Annotated in this window: 11 protein-coding genes and 1 pseudogene; 8 read left to right on the forward strand and 4 right to left on the reverse strand. The window is 60.0% G+C overall.

The window, feature by feature from the left end; genetic code table 11:
* Window positions 1-185: 185 nt before the first annotated feature.
* From ABIE49_RS00005 to ABIE49_RS00015, 3 genes are all read left to right on the forward strand, one after another.
* Window positions 186-6,965, forward strand: coding sequence for a VCBS domain-containing protein (locus ABIE49_RS00005; protein ID WP_354066516.1), 6,780 nt, complete (start codon window positions 186-188; stop codon window positions 6,963-6,965).
* A 116-nt stretch (window positions 6,966-7,081) separates the two neighbouring features.
* Window positions 7,082-7,537, forward strand: a complete 456-nt coding sequence (locus ABIE49_RS00010) for a hypothetical protein (protein ID WP_192735868.1) — start codon at window positions 7,082-7,084, stop codon at window positions 7,535-7,537.
* Between the two features lie 18 nt (window positions 7,538-7,555).
* Window positions 7,556-8,203, forward strand: a complete 648-nt coding sequence (locus tag ABIE49_RS00015; protein WP_192735869.1) for a hypothetical protein — start codon at window positions 7,556-7,558, stop codon at window positions 8,201-8,203.
* A 495-nt stretch (window positions 8,204-8,698) separates the two neighbouring features.
* On the opposite strand, the gene ABIE49_RS00020 is transcribed toward ABIE49_RS00015, so the two are convergent.
* Both ABIE49_RS00020 and ABIE49_RS00025 read right to left on the reverse strand, forming a co-directional pair.
* Window positions 8,699-8,965 carry an NAD(P)/FAD-dependent oxidoreductase gene (locus ABIE49_RS00020; RefSeq protein ID WP_354066517.1) on the reverse strand — a complete coding sequence of 89 codons (267 nt, stop codon included), beginning with the start codon at window positions 8,963-8,965 and terminating at the stop codon, window positions 8,699-8,701.
* A gap of 418 nt (window positions 8,966-9,383) precedes the next feature.
* Entirely contained in the window at window positions 9,384-9,788 is a 405-nt protein-coding gene (locus tag ABIE49_RS00025) for an FAD-dependent oxidoreductase (RefSeq protein ID WP_354066518.1), read from the reverse strand.
* Between the two features lie 361 nt (window positions 9,789-10,149).
* On the opposite strand from ABIE49_RS00025, the gene ABIE49_RS00030 reads away from it, so the two are divergent.
* Window positions 10,150-10,407: a hypothetical protein gene (locus ABIE49_RS00030; RefSeq protein ID WP_192735870.1), complete on the forward strand. Its 258-nt coding sequence runs from the start codon at window positions 10,150-10,152 to the stop codon at window positions 10,405-10,407.
* A gap of 702 nt (window positions 10,408-11,109) precedes the next feature.
* Here the strand turns inward: ABIE49_RS00030 and ABIE49_RS00035 are convergent.
* A complete protein-coding gene (locus tag ABIE49_RS00035; RefSeq protein ID WP_192735871.1) occupies window positions 11,110-11,355 on the reverse strand; it encodes a hypothetical protein in 246 nt (81 codons plus the stop codon).
* A 472-nt stretch (window positions 11,356-11,827) separates the two neighbouring features.
* On the opposite strand from ABIE49_RS00035, the gene ABIE49_RS00040 reads away from it, so the two are divergent.
* The 3 genes and pseudogenes from ABIE49_RS00040 to ABIE49_RS00050 all read left to right on the forward strand — a co-directional run bounded on the left by ABIE49_RS00040 (window position 11,828) and on the right by ABIE49_RS00050 (window position 16,006).
* Complete coding sequence (locus ABIE49_RS00040; RefSeq protein WP_192735872.1) at window positions 11,828-14,938, forward strand: GAF domain-containing protein; 3,111 nt, start codon at window positions 11,828-11,830, stop codon at window positions 14,936-14,938.
* Window positions 14,935-15,320: pseudogene (locus tag ABIE49_RS00045) on the forward strand (response regulator). Before ABIE49_RS00040 ends, ABIE49_RS00045 begins: the two are co-directional and overlap by 4 nt.
* A gap of 269 nt (window positions 15,321-15,589) precedes the next feature.
* Window positions 15,590-16,006, forward strand: coding sequence for an ester cyclase (locus ABIE49_RS00050; RefSeq protein ID WP_192735873.1), 417 nt, complete (start codon window positions 15,590-15,592; stop codon window positions 16,004-16,006).
* Between the two features lie 61 nt (window positions 16,007-16,067).
* Here the strand turns inward: ABIE49_RS00050 and ABIE49_RS00055 are convergent, their stop codons facing one another.
* Window positions 16,068-16,313: a helix-turn-helix domain-containing protein gene (locus ABIE49_RS00055; protein WP_192735874.1), complete on the reverse strand. Its 246-nt coding sequence runs from the start codon at window positions 16,311-16,313 to the stop codon at window positions 16,068-16,070.
* Between the two features lie 256 nt (window positions 16,314-16,569).
* Here ABIE49_RS00055 and ABIE49_RS00060 point away from each other — a divergent pair, with 256 nt between their 5' ends.
* Window positions 16,570-16,854: a hypothetical protein gene (locus tag ABIE49_RS00060; protein WP_192735875.1), complete on the forward strand. Its 285-nt coding sequence runs from the start codon at window positions 16,570-16,572 to the stop codon at window positions 16,852-16,854.
* Window positions 16,855-17,506 lie beyond the last annotated feature (652 nt).

The following is a 17,506-nucleotide window of genomic DNA, read 5'->3' on the forward strand; positions in this document are numbered from 1 at the left end:
CCGGCACCAACGATGCGCCGGTCATCGGCGTTGCCGACGACGCCGGCGCGGTCACCGAGCTTGCCGACCTTGCGGCGGGCGAGAACGCCACGCTGCTCTCCGACACCGGCACCATCGCCTTCACCGATGTCGACCTGGCCGATGGCCACACGGTTTCGGCCAGCCTGGTCTCGGCCACCGACTCTGTGAACGGCGCGGTTGCCGCCCGCGGCACCCTGACGCCTGTGATCAGCAACAGCTCCACCGGCGACGGCGCCGGCCAGGTGACCTGGACCTTCGAGGCCCAGGACTCCGCGCTCGATAATCTGCAGGCCGGTCAGACGCTGACCCAGGTCTACAACGTCACGGTCAACGACGGCCACGGCGGGACCGCCACGCAAAGCGTCACCATCACCATCACCGGCACCAACGATGCGCCGGTCATCGGCGTTGCCGACGACGCCGGCGCGGTCACCGAGCTTGCCGACCTTGCGGCGGGCGAGAACGCCACGCTGCTCTCCGACACCGGCACCATCGCCTTCACCGATGTCGACCTGGCCGATGGCCACACGGTTTCGGCCAGCCTGGTCTCGGCCACCGACTCTGTGAACGGCGCGGTTGCCGCCCGCGGCACCCTGACGCCTGTGATCAGCAACAGCTCCACCGGCGACGGCGCCGGCCAGGTGACCTGGACCTTCGAGGCCCAGGACTCCGCGCTCGATAATCTGCAGGCCGGTCAGACGCTGACCCAGGTCTACAACGTCACGGTCAACGACGGCCACGGCGGGACCGCCACGCAAAGCGTCACCATCACCATCACCGGCACCAACGATGCGCCGGTCATCGGCGTTGCCGACGACGCCGGCGCGGTCACCGAGCTTGCCGACCTTGCGGCGGGCGAGAACGCCACGCTGCTCTCCGACACCGGCACCATCGCCTTCACCGATGTCGACCTGGCCGATGGCCACACGGTTTCGGCCAGCCTGGTCTCGGCCACCGACTCTGTGAACGGCGCGGTTGCCGCCCGCGGCACCCTGACGCCTGTGATCAGCAACAGCTCCACCGGCGACGGCGCCGGCCAGGTGACCTGGACCTTCGAGGCCCAGGACTCCGCGCTCGATAATCTGCAGGCCGGTCAGACGCTGACCCAGGTCTACAACGTCACGGTCAACGACGGCCACGGCGGGACCGCCACGCAAAGCGTCACCATCACCATCACCGGCACCAACGATGCGCCGGTCATCGGCGTTGCCGACGACGCCGGCGCGGTCACCGAGCTTGCCGACCTTGCGGCGGGCGAGAACGCCACGCTGCTCTCCGACACCGGCACCATCGCCTTCACCGATGTCGACCTGGCCGATGGCCACACGGTTTCGGCCAGCCTGGTCTCGGCCACCGACTCTGTGAACGGCGCGGTTGCCGCCCGCGGCACCCTGACGCCTGTGATCAGCAACAGCTCCACCGGCGACGGCGCCGGCCAGGTGACCTGGACCTTCGAGGCCCAGGACTCCGCGCTCGATAATCTGCAGGCCGGTCAGACGCTGACCCAGGTCTACAACGTCACGGTCAACGACGGCCACGGCGGGACCGCCACGCAAAGCGTCACCATCACCATCACCGGCACCAACGATGCGCCGGTCATCGGCGTTGCCGACGACGCCGGCGCGGTCACCGAGCTTGCCGACCTTGCGGCGGGCGAGAACGCCACGCTGCTCTCCGACACCGGCACCATCGCCTTCACCGATGTCGACCTGGCCGATGGCCACACGGTTTCGGCCAGCCTGGTCTCGGCCACCGACTCTGTGAACGGCGCGGTTGCCGCCCGCGGCACCCTGACGCCTGTGATCAGCAACAGCTCCACCGGCGACGGCGCCGGCCAGGTGACCTGGACCTTCGAGGCCCAGGACTCCGCGCTCGATAATCTGCAGGCCGGTCAGACGCTGACCCAGGTCTACAACGTCACGGTCAACGACGGCCACGGCGGGACCGCCACGCAAAGCGTCACCATCACCATCACCGGCACCAACGATGCGCCGGTCATCGGCGTTGCCGACGACGCCGGCGCGGTCACCGAGCTTGCCGACCTTGCGGCGGGCGAGAACGCCACGCTGCTCTCCGACACCGGCACCATCGCCTTCACCGATGTCGACCTGGCCGATGGCCACACGGTTTCGGCCAGCCTGGTCTCGGCCACCGACTCTGTGAACGGCGCGGTTGCCGCCCGCGGCACCCTGACGCCTGTGATCAGCAACAGCTCCACCGGCGACGGCGCCGGCCAGGTGACCTGGACCTTCGAGGCCCAGGACTCCGCGCTCGATAATCTGCAGGCCGGTCAGACGCTGACCCAGGTCTACAACGTCACGGTCAACGACGGCCACGGCGGGACCGCCACGCAAAGCGTCACCATCACCATCACCGGCACCAACGATGCGCCGGTCATCGGCGTTGCCGACGACGCCGGCGCGGTCACCGAGCTTGCCGACCTTGCGGCGGGCGAGAACGCCACGCTGCTCTCCGACACCGGCACCATCGCCTTCACCGATGTCGACCTGGCCGATGGCCACACGGTTTCGGCCAGCCTGGTCTCGGCCACCGACTCTGTGAACGGCGCGGTTGCCGCCCGCGGCACCCTGACGCCTGTGATCAGCAACAGCTCCACCGGCGACGGCGCCGGCCAGGTGACCTGGACCTTCGAGGCCCAGGACTCCGCGCTCGATAATCTGCAGGCCGGTCAGACGCTGACCCAGGTCTACAACGTCACGGTCAACGACGGCCACGGCGGGACCGCCACGCAAAGCGTCACCATCACCATCACCGGCACCAACGATGCGCCGGTGCTGAGTGACACAACCAATCCAGGGGCAGTGGCCGAGCTGGCCGCCGCTTCGGCGCAGGATCTGGCTGCGATCAACGGCACCTTCTCGGTCGCCGACCTCGACGTGGGCGACACGCTGACCGCTTCGGTGGTCGGCAGCCCAACGGTGCTGCTCAATGGCGGCGCATTCTCGCTACCGGCTGGCGCTGCGGCGCTGACTGCTGGCGGTGCGTTCACACTAACCGGCACGACCTCGACCGGGAGTGCAGTCAACATCGGCTACAGCTACGATCCCGCGGCAGCTAACCTCGACTTCCTGCAAGCAGGTCAACAGCTGACTATCACCTACCAGGTCAGGGTCAATGATGGCACGACGGACTCCGCCATTCAGGACGTCACGTTCACCATCACCGGCACCAACGACGCGCCGGTGCTCAATGCGGCGGCAACGCCGGCCGGGACTGCTGTTGCAGAGGATGCGGGTGCGCCGGTGGGTGCCGTTGGCACGCTGGTTTCGCAACTCGTCGATCTAAATTCCCCGGCTGGTGGTCTCGACAATGTCACCGACGTCGACGACACAGTGACGGGTATTGCGGTGATCGGGGCCGACACGACCAATGGCACGTGGTTCTACTCCATCAACGGTGGCACGAACTGGAACGCGCTCGGCGCAGTTACCGATGACTCGGCTCGGCTTCTCGTTGCGGATGCCAATACACGGCTCTACTTCCAGCCGAATGCCGACTACGACGGCGCCGCCAACATTACGTTCCGGGCCTGGGACCAGGACACCGGGACCAATGGCGCCCTTGCTGACCCGACGCCCGCCGGTGGCTCGACGGCATTCTCAATCGCGACCGATACGGCGATCTTCGATGTCACGCCAGTACACGAAGGCACCGGCGAGACAATTCTCGCCAACAACGACACCATCGAGATTCCTGAGTGGCTGCTGCTGCTGAACGACACAGCCAATGGCGCTGTGGACGTAAGGAATGGACCAGTCGTCGGCTCTTCAGGTGCGACCTCTGTCACTCACACCGATGGCGGGCAGGGCACCGGCTTCATCACCTTCAACGATGATGCGACAGCCGACGGCACGTTCGACTACCAAACAATCGACGGTGCCGGCAACGCGAGCAGCCCCGAGGCTACGGCTAATATCGACCGGTCGTCATTGACAGAGAACGCTATCATCAATGGCACGGCAGGCAACGATGTGATCTTTGGCTATACCGGCACAGACGCGCTGAATGGCGGCGCTGGGAATGACACCTATGCCTTCCGCGGCTCGGGTGATGGCAGCGACACGATTGCTGATTCGTCTGGGACGGATGCGATCTTAATCGGCACCAATGGCGCAACATTCACGACCCTGAACTTTTCCGATACAAATAATGGTACAGGCTCCGGAGATCTGGTCATCGCCTATGGAGCAACAAATACGATTACCGTTTCTAATCACTTTGCTACGGCAATCACCAACGCCGTCGAAACGCTCACCTTTGTCGGTGGAGCGACCTTCGCGGGCTATAGCCTGGGCTCATCTCCCTACACGCTCAGCATTGATGACGACGGCGCTCCCAGTGCCGCCGCCGGTGTGAACACAATCATTGCGGATGACAGCAACAATAACAACCCAATTAGCGGCAACAGCGGAAACGATCTTCTGTTTGGAAATGCCGGCAACGACACCATCAACGGTGCAGGCGGAAACGATCTCATCGTCGGCGGCGACGACAATGATCAATTGCGCGGCGGCGCGGGCAATGACACGTATGTCTTCGACCTGGCTGACGGCACCGACGACACGATAGACGAAAATGGCGATGCGAGCTCAACGGGTGGGGGCATCGACACCATCGCGTTCAATGCCGCCGGGGCAACTTTGACGACTCTGAGCTTCAGCGACACGAACATCAGCAACAATGCGGGCAATCTCAGCATTGCGATTGCCAGCACAACCGTCACGGTGACGAACCAGTTCAACAATGCTGCTACCAACCAGGTCGAATTCCTGACCTTCTCTGGCGGCGCGACGTTCGGCGGTTATGCACTCAGCTCCTCGCCCTACACGCTTCTCCTGACCGATGCGGACTCCGCGTCTGCTCAATCGGTCGCCGGCGTCAATACGATCCTGGTCTCCGACGCTAACGGATCAACGCACACCGGCAATACCGGGAACGACCTGCTGTTTGGTAGTGCAGGCGCCGACACCCTCGACGGCGGCGGTGGCAACGACTTGCTCGTCGGCACGGGCGGTGTGGACACCCTAACCGGAGGCACCGGCAACGACACACTCGTACTTAACGGTACCAGCGACATTATCACGGATTTCGCCACTGCCGACGACACGTTGTATCTAACCGGATTCAGTTATGCAGGAAGCGGCAATGGCTTCAATACAATCGTAACTGTTACAACTGCAGGTCTGGGAGGAAGTGGAACAGATATATCACCCGCTGGACAGGAGGCAGATCTTGTCATTTTCGACCTAACCAATGCGGACGCGGCAGACACAACTGGCGAAATCAATTCGCTCCTAAGCAACCAGAATGGCGACTTCGACGGGGGTGTGTTTGTCTTGGCTTACTCAGACGTAGCCGGAAGCAATCGTGTTGCTTTGTATCACGACTCCGACGCAAATGGCGCTGGGACAACAACGCTCATCGCAACGTTCAGTAACTATACGAGCGTGACAGCCGTCGGCTCGCCGAATGTTGTCGCGGACTATGTCGTGGCACCGGCTGGTGTCGCCGGTTCGCCGATAAATCTGGCTCTCACGAATCCTGCTGGAGTCGATGGCGAGGTGACAGTTACGATCTGTGGCGTGCCTGCCGGTTGGACGGTGAGCAATGGCACCGACAACGGAAATGGCACCTGGACGGTCCGGACCAGTGACGCGTCGACGCTCACCGTTACCACGTCCGCGGAGTTCGCAGGCGCCATGGCACTGAGCGTCGCAATGACCTGGACCAACGCCGATGGCACGGACGGCTTCTCGGTGCTCACCGACAACGTCGAAGCCTTTGCCCCCGGCAACCCGATCTTCGCCATTTCCAGCGACGACAACCTGACCGGCTCCAGCGGCCAAGACCTGTTCGTTTTCGCACAGCCGATCGGCCATGACGTGATCTATAGCTTCGACGCGGCCTCTGATCAGATCGATCTGATTGGCTATGCCGACTTCACTGGCTTCGGCGACATCCGGGCGCATACGGCAAACGACGCGGCTGGCAACGCGGTGATCACGCTCGCTGAAGGTCAGACGATCACGCTGAACGGAATCGATGCCGCTTCGCTCACCGCTGATGATTTCGTCTTCGACCAGACACCGGTCACGGTGAATGCCGGACACATGGTGATCAGCAATGGCGCAATTCTGCCGCTGAGCGGCGTCATCGATAACACCGGCACGATCGAATTGAACTCGGCAGGTGCCGAAACCGACCTCCAGCTTATCCAGCATGGTATCACGCTCCAGGGTCACGGACAGGTCATTCTGTCCGACAGCACCGAGAACGTGATCACCGGAACGGTCTCGGATGTCACGTTCACGAATGTGGACAACACGATCTCCGGCGCCGGACAGCTCGGCGCAGGGCAGATGATCCTGATTAACGAAGGTACGATCATCGCCACCGGCACCAATTCCCTCGAAATCGATACCGGTGCGAATACCATCGTCAATTCCGGAACACTCGAAGCGACCGGCAGCGGAGGGCTGGTGATCGACAGCAACCTTGATAATTCCGGATTGCTGTGGGCGAATGGAGCAGACATCACGCTCAACGGCAGCGTAACTGGCGGCGGCACGGCACTGATCGATGGTGTAGCCACGGTCGAGTTCGAAGCAGCCTCATCTGTCAACGTAACGTTTGCTGCCGAAGCGACTGGAACGCTCAAGCTTGGCGACTCCTTCGACTTCAGCGGAATGGTTTCGGGATTTAACGAGGATGACCACTTCGATCTGCTCGATGTCACGTTTGGAGAAGGCACCAGCGTAAGTTACGTTGAGAATTCCGAGGAGACTGGCGGAATCCTCACGGTGAGCGACGGCGTTCACACCGCCAACATTTCGTTGCTCGGCGACTACTCGGCGGACGGCTTCATGTTCGCGGCAGACGCCACTATGGGCACACTTCTGTCATACCGTGATGATCTGATCTAGCTGTCCTACAGAATGCTTTGGCGACAGTGCGGAGCTGCCGGGGGGATGCTCGACGATTGGTCCTGAAACGGGAGAAAGAGTATGATCAGGGCAGGGACAGCCCGGAGCGTTCATAAATGGCGATCAGGATCAGCGAGGTAAAGTCGTCCAGGCTCTCGGATGACAAGAAGGAAGTCATCGTCGGTGGAAGCGGGAAGTATATCGGAGACGTAGAGCTGAAAATTGCGCGCGAGTGCGTGGACGCCTTTATCGATGCCCTCGTCAGCGCCCGGGGCACGCTTGAGGCAGCCGTTGTGGGGGCAGTTCCCAGTGCGGACACCGCCGCGGTTCCCAAGCGGAATGCTCGATCGGGCGACAATCCGGACGAAGTTAGATTTGAAATCCCGAAGACCTTCGCCGTGACGGCGGACACCGAGGGCAGGGGCCTGGTCCTGCTTATTCTTAATCACCGGCTGGAAAACCAGGAGGGCTACGCGCTGTCTCCGGATGCCGCAAGACAAGTAGCTGGGGGGCTGACCAAGAGCGCGGACATTTTGCAAGCATCCCCGGTTGCCGGCGAACAGAACAAGTGAGCCCAATACGGGTGTGCGTTGAACAATTCGAAGGGTGACCAAGGTTGCCTGTTGCATGGTTTTGATTTTAGTGACGCGGTTGCCGCAATCTTGGAACTGGCACCGCCCAGGAGGGCAAGATGCCTCTGTATCGCCCCGGCCAGCTCGACTGTGATTTATGCCCGCTCAAACCCACTCGCAAATTCAGCCGCCGCCGCATCCGCAACCAGCGCGTACTCGGCCCAGCCCGTCCTCCTGTTCGGCATACCCAATGATTTCATTCTGTTCAGCTTGACGCTGCTGGGTGTCGCCCTGTTCCACCACAAGACACTTGAGGTGGCGTTGAGCGGCCTGGTGGCCGTTATGCTTTACAAGCTGCTGTTTACTGGCTCCGGCAAGGCGAGGGCCTCACCGGCCTGCTGTTCCAGCTGCACCACGAATAGGTTGTCCTCGATTTACTGTCGCGGCTTCCCAACCGTGAACGCAGGAAGCTCCTGGACGTCCGAGGCCGCGCAGCAGCGTGATACGCCGACCTTTTATGGGCTCACGATCTACCGTCCCGTACCGTTAATTGGCCGGGCCCGACGCCGGGCTTGCTGCCAGAAGTACCTTATCCAGCACATCCCGCAATCTGGCCGCCGTCGTGAGAGTAAAACGCAAATTCGCAACCGCGACGAGATGATCTGACGTGGTCGTGGTTGTCTCAGGCACACCGACGTGGGTCGCCAATACAACGCTCAAGACCGGACCCCGCAAAACTGCTCCTGGAATTGCGTCGAAGAATACAATCGGCGCTTGGAGTAAATAGTCGGTGTGCTGGACGTCTGGCGACTTCGTGGGCTCGGTCATGGCAATCCCCTGCGGTCGAAAATCAAATGAAACATGAAAGCATTCTATGGTGAAGCTCACAACCTTCGAATCACGCCCGCGCTCAATCAATCTCGCCGATCTGACCGCGCGGCAAGGTCGGGTCGAGATATTCCGAGAGGCGCCCGATGATACCAGGATCCTTCGCGCCAACACCTGCAGGGGTAGTGGTGCCAGTGAACTGATGGCACCGCAGCGCAAGCGGTGTGGACGTTCAAGTTCCTAGCTTGTGACCATTCACGTCGGCCCAGCTGCGCGCTGACTGTCTTGCTAACGAACATGGCACAGGGAGACGGCCGAATGAAAGCAGGCTGGCTAAACCGCACGCAGCCGCGACGAGTCGGCTGGACGGAGCCGCGCAGGTGCGAAGGGTCTCAAGTCGGTGGTACGGGAGACGCCGCCGGCGATTAGCTCGGCTAAGGCTTCGGCGGTTGCGGGCGCGAGGAGGATACCCCATGGGCCATGACCGGTTGCCACGTAAATCTGCGGCACTTTGCCGATCAACGGCAGGCCGTCTTGGGTGATCGGGCGAAAGCAGGATTGCCGGGCGATGATCTTGTCCGGACGCAGCGCCGGCGACAACCGTTCGCCGATAATCTGAAGGCGATCGGCCTGTTCTGGTCTGCGTCACCACGGCCGGGTCGATCGGCAGTGATGGCTCGTCGGAGAAGGCAGTCAACAGAGTGAGCCCGTTGGCCCTTGGGAAAACTTCGACCATGGCGGCCCCGCCGGTCTCGTCTTGATATTCGAGGAAGAGCGCTTCCGCAGGGATGTCCCTGCCGGTGTCGTAGATGAGACTTGGGCTTCTTCGTCCGTATACGGCGGGCAGAACCATCCACCCGGCGGCCATCACCGACCAGGGCCCCATCGCCACTACAACGGCATTTGCTTCAAGCACAGCGCCATCCACCTCTACGCCTCGCACGCTCGATCCATCCTCAGTCCGAACGAGGCCGGTGACTAGCCCGTGACGGAGTTCGGCACCGTTCTGCGGCGCCCATCATGGCGGTGGTGAAAGTGCGAGTTGAACGATCGCGGTCGTCTCCGGCGTGCCGAGCTGAGACTCGATGACCACGCCGTCAGAGAGCCAATCGAGCTTGGCGGGCAAGTAACGGCGGGGGTCAGGCTTGGGAACGACAATACCGCTGTAGGCCGTCATGCGGCGATAGCCCCAATCACCCGCAATCTCATGGGGCAGGGCGGCGTGAAGGTCGAAGCTCCGCCGTGTGAGCGCATCGAGCGGGCTGCCGACGCACCAGTCGCTGGCTAAGAACCCTCCGGCCTTGCCGGATGCCGCAGCGGCGACCTCGGCACGTTCCACGACAATGACGTCGATCCCGCGACGACTGAGGAAGTAAGCGATGCAGGCGCCGATCACGCCGCCGCCGCAGATGACGACACGCATGGTTTCTCCAGGCGAGGGCCTTCGAGTTGAACTAATCTATCAGTCAATTGTTACAAGAGCGACATCACAGGAGGAAAATCCATGCGTGCGCTTGTCCTCGCTACTCTTTTATTGGCCTCGTCGAGCCTTGCCGCATTCGCCCAGGACGAAGGGAAGCCTCCGATTTCGCCACCGCAAAACGCACCTGCTCAGCCCAGCCCATCTAACCCCAATGTCCAGCAACCGCCGGATCAACGCACCGACCAAGGTAAATCCAAAGGCGATAACCGCGAGATGGGTCCCGATTGGAGGATACGCCGGGGTGATGGCGACCGCACGGGCAGGGACGACCGGGAAGTTGGTCAAGACATGCGACGCTGGGATGGCGACGAATATCGCGATCGCGACCGGGACCGCGGTCGATACGGCGATCGGGATCGCCGGGGTGACTGGGACCGCATGGGCCGGGACGATCGAGATGCTGATCAAGACATGCGACGCGGGGACAGCGACGAATATCGGGATCGCGACAAGGAGCGCGGTCGATACGCCGATCGAGACGATCGGGAAAATCGAGGCTGGGATCGCGCGGACCGAGATTATCGAAGCTCCGATGAAGATCGGCGCCGGCGTCGGGTGAAGATCTGTGTCGAATACGACAATGGCGACGAATACTGCCGCTATCGACAAGGCCGCTGATCCCAAAACGTCGGGGGCAGGGGACGAGGTTTTGCGCGAGCGCGGTTTCACCATCGGACTTGAGTCGCCGCCGCCAAACATGTCGCCTGAGTAGCCAAGTGAGAGATGTCCGCTAACGGTTGCGATCGAAGCCTGCGACCGAACAGTTTATGCCTTCTCGCCGTCCGTAAAGGCGTATCTGCACGGCGACTTCGATGTTGGCTTCGACATGCATTCCCAGCTGCCAATCGGTCGCATGGAGCTGCGACCCCAAGTGTCCTAAATACGATAGGATGTCGGAATTCGCAGTAACAGGCGAGGACACAATGGGATGGTTTGACCGGCTGTTTGGAAGAAAACCGGGGCCGCCCGGCCAACTCTTTGCCGTATTCAGAAAGAAATCGCGGGCGCCGACCGATCCTGAGCTTCTGAAGATCGCCAAAGACCGAAGAGGGCATATTTCGCGGCGAGCTGTGAGAGATGAGTATAACCGGCTGGTTGTGGAGAAGTACTCGCACGATAAGGCTTGATTCCTAATTTCATCGGGTGGCGCAAGCTTTTGTAAGCCCGCCTCAGCGAGCCTCTATGTGCTCGGCAGATCAAAGTGACGTTTCGCGCTGTCTCCGCAGCCGGCGTTCCCCGCGGTGGTAACCTTGACCGTAGGCTAATGATTGATCGTGATCAAAAGGCCGCTTTCATTTTCGAGAGAGTTGGTATGTCCCCGCCTGCGTTGCCGCCTCCGGTGATGATCGATAACCACGGAGGTCTTGGTGTTGGCGACCAGCATGTTGTGCTGGACCTGGGCCATGTGCGTTGCCGCCGCTGCCCCCTTCTGAAAACGACCAGGGCAGCATGTGGCTTCGAAGACTGCGCCCGTTTGCTTTATGACGCCGTCAAGGGTGGCGGCCATCCAGGGGATCATCCGGTGAACGACGTGGCGTTGGATCTGGGCAATCCGGTAGCCCGAATTGATCTCGTGCCAACGTCGATTGAGGTCGTCGGTTACGAGTCCGCCTGTGCAAGTCGGTACATTATTACCTCCTAGCCGGGGGCGGACATCCGGCAAAGTGATCAGGTTTGCTCGGGGGTGCGGTGACGGCGTGGCCGCAATCAGACGCGTCGCGGTACTGCTGGACTCTCGGAAAAGCGACCGCAAGGTCCGCGCCGCAGGCAGGATGGACGGTAGCCGTACCAAAATTGGCGCCTGACGAGAGATTGCCGCAAACGGCCGGCTTGCTGCCGCAACTCCCATTGCTTTTGCGAGCCTATAGCGCGCGGTGCAAGTTTGCGCTTCCCAGCAAGCTGTACGCGCAGGCGCAACGAAGATAGTTTCTTGCAGATAACGACTGCATTGGCACCTTTTCGGCAGAGAGCGCAGTTAGATGGCGAAACGTGGAAAGAGCGCGCGTCGTCTTCCGACGTCCCGCAAGCCGACAGTAAAAAGGGGACGATCGATCGCTCAACCCACTTTGAAAAGAGAAAATGAAAATCTAAGGCGTGAGTTAATTGAATCGCGCGGGCGCTTGGCGGCAACCGGCGAGGTCCTCCAGATCATTAATTCCTCCCACGGCTCTCACGCGCGCGTATTCGAGGCCGTCCTAGAAAAAGCGATGCGGTTATGTGAGGCCGCCTTCGGATTTTTAACTATTTACGACGGCCAACGGTTTGAAATAGCCGCGCAGCGAGGGGTACCTGATCCGCTCGCTGCCTACTTCGCGGCAGGCATGGACCAGCCTCGACCCGGAGAGTCGCATTGGCGCCTTCTAGAAGGTGAAGACGTCGTACATAACTTAAATCAGATGGACGAAGATGCCTACAAATCGGGAAGTCCTCTTCGCCGCGCCATTGTAGATCTCGGCGGCGTCCGAACGGCCCTTGTTGTTGCGTTGCGCAGAAATGGAAAAGTCCTTGGCGCCTTAACTATCTATCGCAAGGAAATAAAGCCATTTACCGACGAACAAATTGCTCTCCTGCAAACGTTCGCCGACCAAGCGGTGATCGCGATCGAGAACACACGGCTGTTCAATGAGGTGGAGCTGCGCACCAATGACGTCAGTGAGTCGTTGCGGCAGCAGACGGCGGTGGGTGACGTGCTCAAGACCATCAGCCGCTCGACTTTCGAGCTGCAGCCGGTGCTGGATACCTTGGTGAATTCAGCGGCTCAGCTTTGTGATGCCGACATGGCTTTCCTCATGCGCCGCGTGGGTGACGAGTATCTTGCGGGAGCCGCCGTCGGCTATACCAAGGCCTATATCGACTTTCTCACGAACCACCCATTGGCCGTCGACCGCGGCACGGTTACCGGCCGCGCCGTACTCGAGAGGCGTCCGGTCCAAATTGTGGATGTCGTGGCTGATCCGGAATACACGCTGCATGAAACAACTTCGCTGGCCGGCCAGCGCACAACTGTCGGCGTGCCGTTGCTACGCAAGAATGAACCGATCGGAGTGATCGTGCTGGCGCGCCAGCGCGTCGAGCCGTTCACGGAGAAGCAGATCGACCTTGTCGCCACCTTTGCAGACCAAGCCGTGATCGCAATCGAGAACGTTCGGCTGTTCAACGAGGTTCAGAAGCGTACCAATGATCTATCGGACGCACTTACCTACCAAACTGGCAGTGCCAATATCCTGAAAGTAATCGCGTCCTCGCCGACCGAAGTGGGACCAGTGCTTAAGGCGATCGTCGAGAACGCCTGCGAACTTTGCGAGGCCTATGATGCGGTCTTGCGTCTGAAACGGGGCGACAAGCTTGAGCTGGGGGCCCATCACGGCACGGTACCGGCGGATTGGAATTTATCGCAGATCAATCCGTACTGGACGGCTGGACGCGCCGCCCTCGAAAAACGGCCGGTGCACGTGCACGACACGAGTTCGTCCGAGGGCGACGACTTTCCCGAGGCGCAAGCGCGAGCGCTCGAGCAGGGACACCGCACCATCTTGAGCGTTCCACTGCTCCAGGAAGGCAACAGTATCGGTACGATCACTCTTCGCCGGCTCGAAGTGGACCCGTTCAGCGACAAGCAGGTGACGTTGCTGCAGACTTTTGCCGATCAGGCCGTTATTGCAATCGGCAATGTTCGGCTGTTCGAGGAGGTACAGGCGCGGACGCGAGAGCTTTCCGAAACCCTGCAACAGCAAACCGCGACTGCCGACGTGCTAAAGGTGATCAGCCGCTCGGCCTTCGATCTTAAGGCTGTATTGGATACACTTGTTTCGTCGGCCTCCCGTCTCTGCGAGGCCGACAGGGCGCTGATCTTCCTGCGACAGACTGACGTCTTCGTTCCCGAGGCGCAATTCAACTGCCCGCCGGATTACCTTGAGTTCATGCAGGCCCACCCGATCAAGCCAGACATGCATACGTTTACTGGCCGCGCCGCGCTCACCGCATCCATCGTACATGTGCCGGATGTCTCGATGGACAAGGACTTCCAGTTTTTTGAGGCACAGCGACGTGCGGGTTACAAGGCGATGCTTTCAGTTCCATTGGTGAGGGAGGGAGAACCGATCGGCGTATTGAGCATGGTACGCATGGTTGCCGGCCCGTTTAGCGAGCGGCAGATTGAACTCGTTCAGACGTTCGCAGACCAAGCGGTAATTGCGATCGGCAACACCAGATTGTTTGAGGAAGTGCAGCAGCGCACCCGGGAGCTTGCCGCTTCGCTGGACGAGTTGCGCGCCGCGCAGGACCGCCTGGTGCAAACCGAGAAGCTCGCTTCCCTCGGCCAGCTCACGGCGGGCATCGCTCACGAAATCAAGAACCCGCTCAACTTCATCAATAATTTTGCGGCTCTTTCAGCTGAGTTGACCGAGGAGTTGAACGAGGTCCTCAAGCCGGTCGAAATCGGCAGCCAGCTCCGCGCCGAGGTCGACGAACTCACCGGGCTCTTGAAGGACAACCTCAAAAAAGTCGTCCAGCACGGCAAGCGCGCCGATTCCATCGTCAAGAACATGCTGTTGCACTCCCGCGAAGGCATCGGCGAGCGCCGGCCTGCGAACATCAATGCACTGATCGATGAAAGCTTGAACCTGGCCTATCACGGCGCCCGTGCCGAAAAGTCCGACTTCAACGTCACGCTGGAGCGAGACTTCGACGCGGCTGCCGGCCAGATCGATCTGTTTCCACAGGAGATCACGCGCGTGTTCCTCAACTTGCTTGCAAACGGTTTCTATGCCGTGACCAAGCGCCGCAAGGAAGCCGGCGAGCCCGGCTTTGAGCCAACGCTGCGGGCCAGCACCAAAAACCTCGGCGATGCTGTGGAAATTCGCATCCGTGACAACGGGGCTGGCATTCCGTCGGGCGTGAAGGAGAAGATGTTCAACCCCTTTTTCACAACTAAGCCAGCCGGCGAAGGGACCGGTCTGGGCCTGTCGATGAGCCACGACATCATCGTGAAACAACATGGCGGCACAATTGATGTCGATACTGAGCCCGGTCAATTTACGGAATTTCGTATTACCTTGCCACGTTCGAGACAACCCAGAGGTCAGACGTGAGCGTTCTGGTTCTTGTGGTGGACGACGAGCCCGATGTTGAGGAGCTATTCCGCCAGCAGTTTCGCCGCGATCTGCGAGCGGAGCGTTTTGTAATGGATTTCGCTCGTTCGGCCGCAGATGCTCTAATTCTTATTGCTCGTCCAATCGAGCTTCGTTGATCCTGATCCTCTCAGACATCAACATGCCCGGAATGACCGGAATTGAAATGCTACCCAAGGTCAGGGAGATACGGCCGGAGGTCCCGGTTATAATGATCACAGCGTATGGCGATCCCGAGACCAAACGGAGGGCGATGGAACGCGGCGCTTCGGGTTTATTGACGAAGCCAATCGACTTCGCCTTGTTACGTGAGGAAATCAACAAGCGGCTGGAACGGGCTTAATTTGAGTAAGAGTGTTCGGTGAGACTTCGGCCGAAGTGACAGAGAATCGTTCGCTATTGGCAACCTTTAAGACATGCGCCGCAGTCCGGTCAAATGATGCGAATGACCTATCGCAATCATTGACTCTAGCCTTATCAAAGCGCTTGGTGACGCGCCGCTAAATCGATTGCGCAACGTCCGCTCGCCGGCCCGGTTAACAAGCAGCGTGATGGCCCGAGCGGCCGAAGTACCAAAAACAGCATTTAATAAACACGAAGGGGAGACTGCTCATGGCGTCGATCACCGCAATTGCAGGCGATTTCTTTGCCGCTTGCGAGACTGGAAAGGGTTGGGAAGTCTGCAAGGCGTACTGTGCTCCAAACGCAACCTTCGCAGCTCAGGCCGAACCGCTTGCAGATATCAAAACACTCGCGGAATACGCGGATTGGATGAAGGGACTGATGACGATTATGCCGGACGGTAGCTATGAGGTGAGATCCTTTGCCACTGATACCGAGCGGAACAACGTCGCTGCCTATGCTGTCTTTTCCGGTACTCATACCGGTCCCGGTGGTCCGTGCGAACCGACCGGCAAAAAGACCACCTCGGATTACGTCTATGTGATGCAATTTACCGGCGACAAGATCAGCCATATGACGAAGATTTGGCATTCTGGAATGGCATTGCAGCAACTGGGCTGGGCTTAAGCGGGGAGATTTCTGATTGCGATCCATGGCGATGGGCAGGCTGCACTGGTTCGGTCCCGAGCTACAGCTCCCGGGCTAGCGCTCTAGCGTCCTTGATGGAGTAGTAATCGTCATATGATCGCGTGACGAGGTCTCGCTTACGCCATTCGCTCATGGTCCGGCTTACGTTTTCTCGCGCTATGCCCGCCATCGCTGCGAGATCGCCTTGACTTATCTTGGGGCGCAATTCGATCTGGCTCCCCCGGTCTTCTCGCCCACGTGTTCTGCAAAAGGTTGAGCAGTGCCCGAGCCAATCGCGCTCTAACACTCAGAAATATCGACGCGGCCAATGCGTCGTCAGCCTGTCGCAATCGCTTGGCCAGAGTCCTCACAAGGTAGTTGGTTATCTGGTACGTCTCAAACTTATCCCGGCTGACGAACAGTAGCGAGCAGTCCGAAATTTGCGACGACCTAAGCTGAGCGCGGCCCGGCGTCGCCGTCTTGACGATGTTCAGGCTCGGGCTGGAACCAACGCTCAAGCTGCTCCGTTGAGGAAGCCCGGATACCCGAAAGGAGAGTTTTCTATGAAAAAAGTTGCCTTCGTCCTGGCTACGATAACGGCCGCAATTGGGGGCCTTGCATCGACCGCGCATGCGCATGGTCCCGGCTATGGCTACTGGGGCGGATATTCACTCGGCTACTATCGTGACTATACCCCCGTGGGTACCTATGACGGCTATATTCCGGTGACCCACACCGAATACACGACCTACAATGACCCGCCGGTTTACATGGGTTATCGCTATCGCACTGTTGTTCATCCCGCGAACTACGGCGGTCCCAGGGGGTGGCACCATCGGCGTCATTGATCATAGATCTAGGTCAAGCCCGACTGCCGAAAGCGGGCTTGATCATTTGCACGTTTTCTGTGCGAACGGATCAGCGTCTGTTGGCGTGTATCTTTCACGAACCTTCCGTGCAGCTGGCGCTTTCCTTAACACGGGCCGCTGAACACGTCAGCCGCTATGGGATACAACTAACCTGACCCCATCTGCAGACATAAGTAGTCAACGGCCGCAAGAACTATCAACCCGATGAAGAACCATCCGGCGCTGGTGCCGCTTGGGTGCGCAAACTCGCGGTTCAGGTCCGTTTGGCTTGCGTGCGGTACTGGTCTTTTACGATAGTGATACGACGCTACCGAGCGAAATCCTCGGCGTTGTTTCCACGACGACAGGCGCTTGCGAATTGAGATGTCGGACATCTTGGATGGTCATCTGCTGGCTTTGGGGGCGCGAAAGAGTTGGTGCTAGTCAGGATCAGCAGCGGGCTCTCTGTCCCGGCTAAACACAAGACCAAGGCAGCCCATTGCCACTAACACAGCTCCCGCGATCATCAGCCAATGCGCCAATTCGATCGATGACAGCAGGTCCATTTATTTCCCCTTCAGCTTCAGGCTTTGAAGCGACGATTGGGACGCGCGCTTCCATGCTAGGCTCGAAGGAAATTCCCAATTGCAAC

Origin of the sequence: Bradyrhizobium sp. OAE829 (genome assembly GCF_040546575.1) — a bacterium.
GTDB lineage: Bacteria > Pseudomonadota > Alphaproteobacteria > Rhizobiales > Xanthobacteraceae > Bradyrhizobium.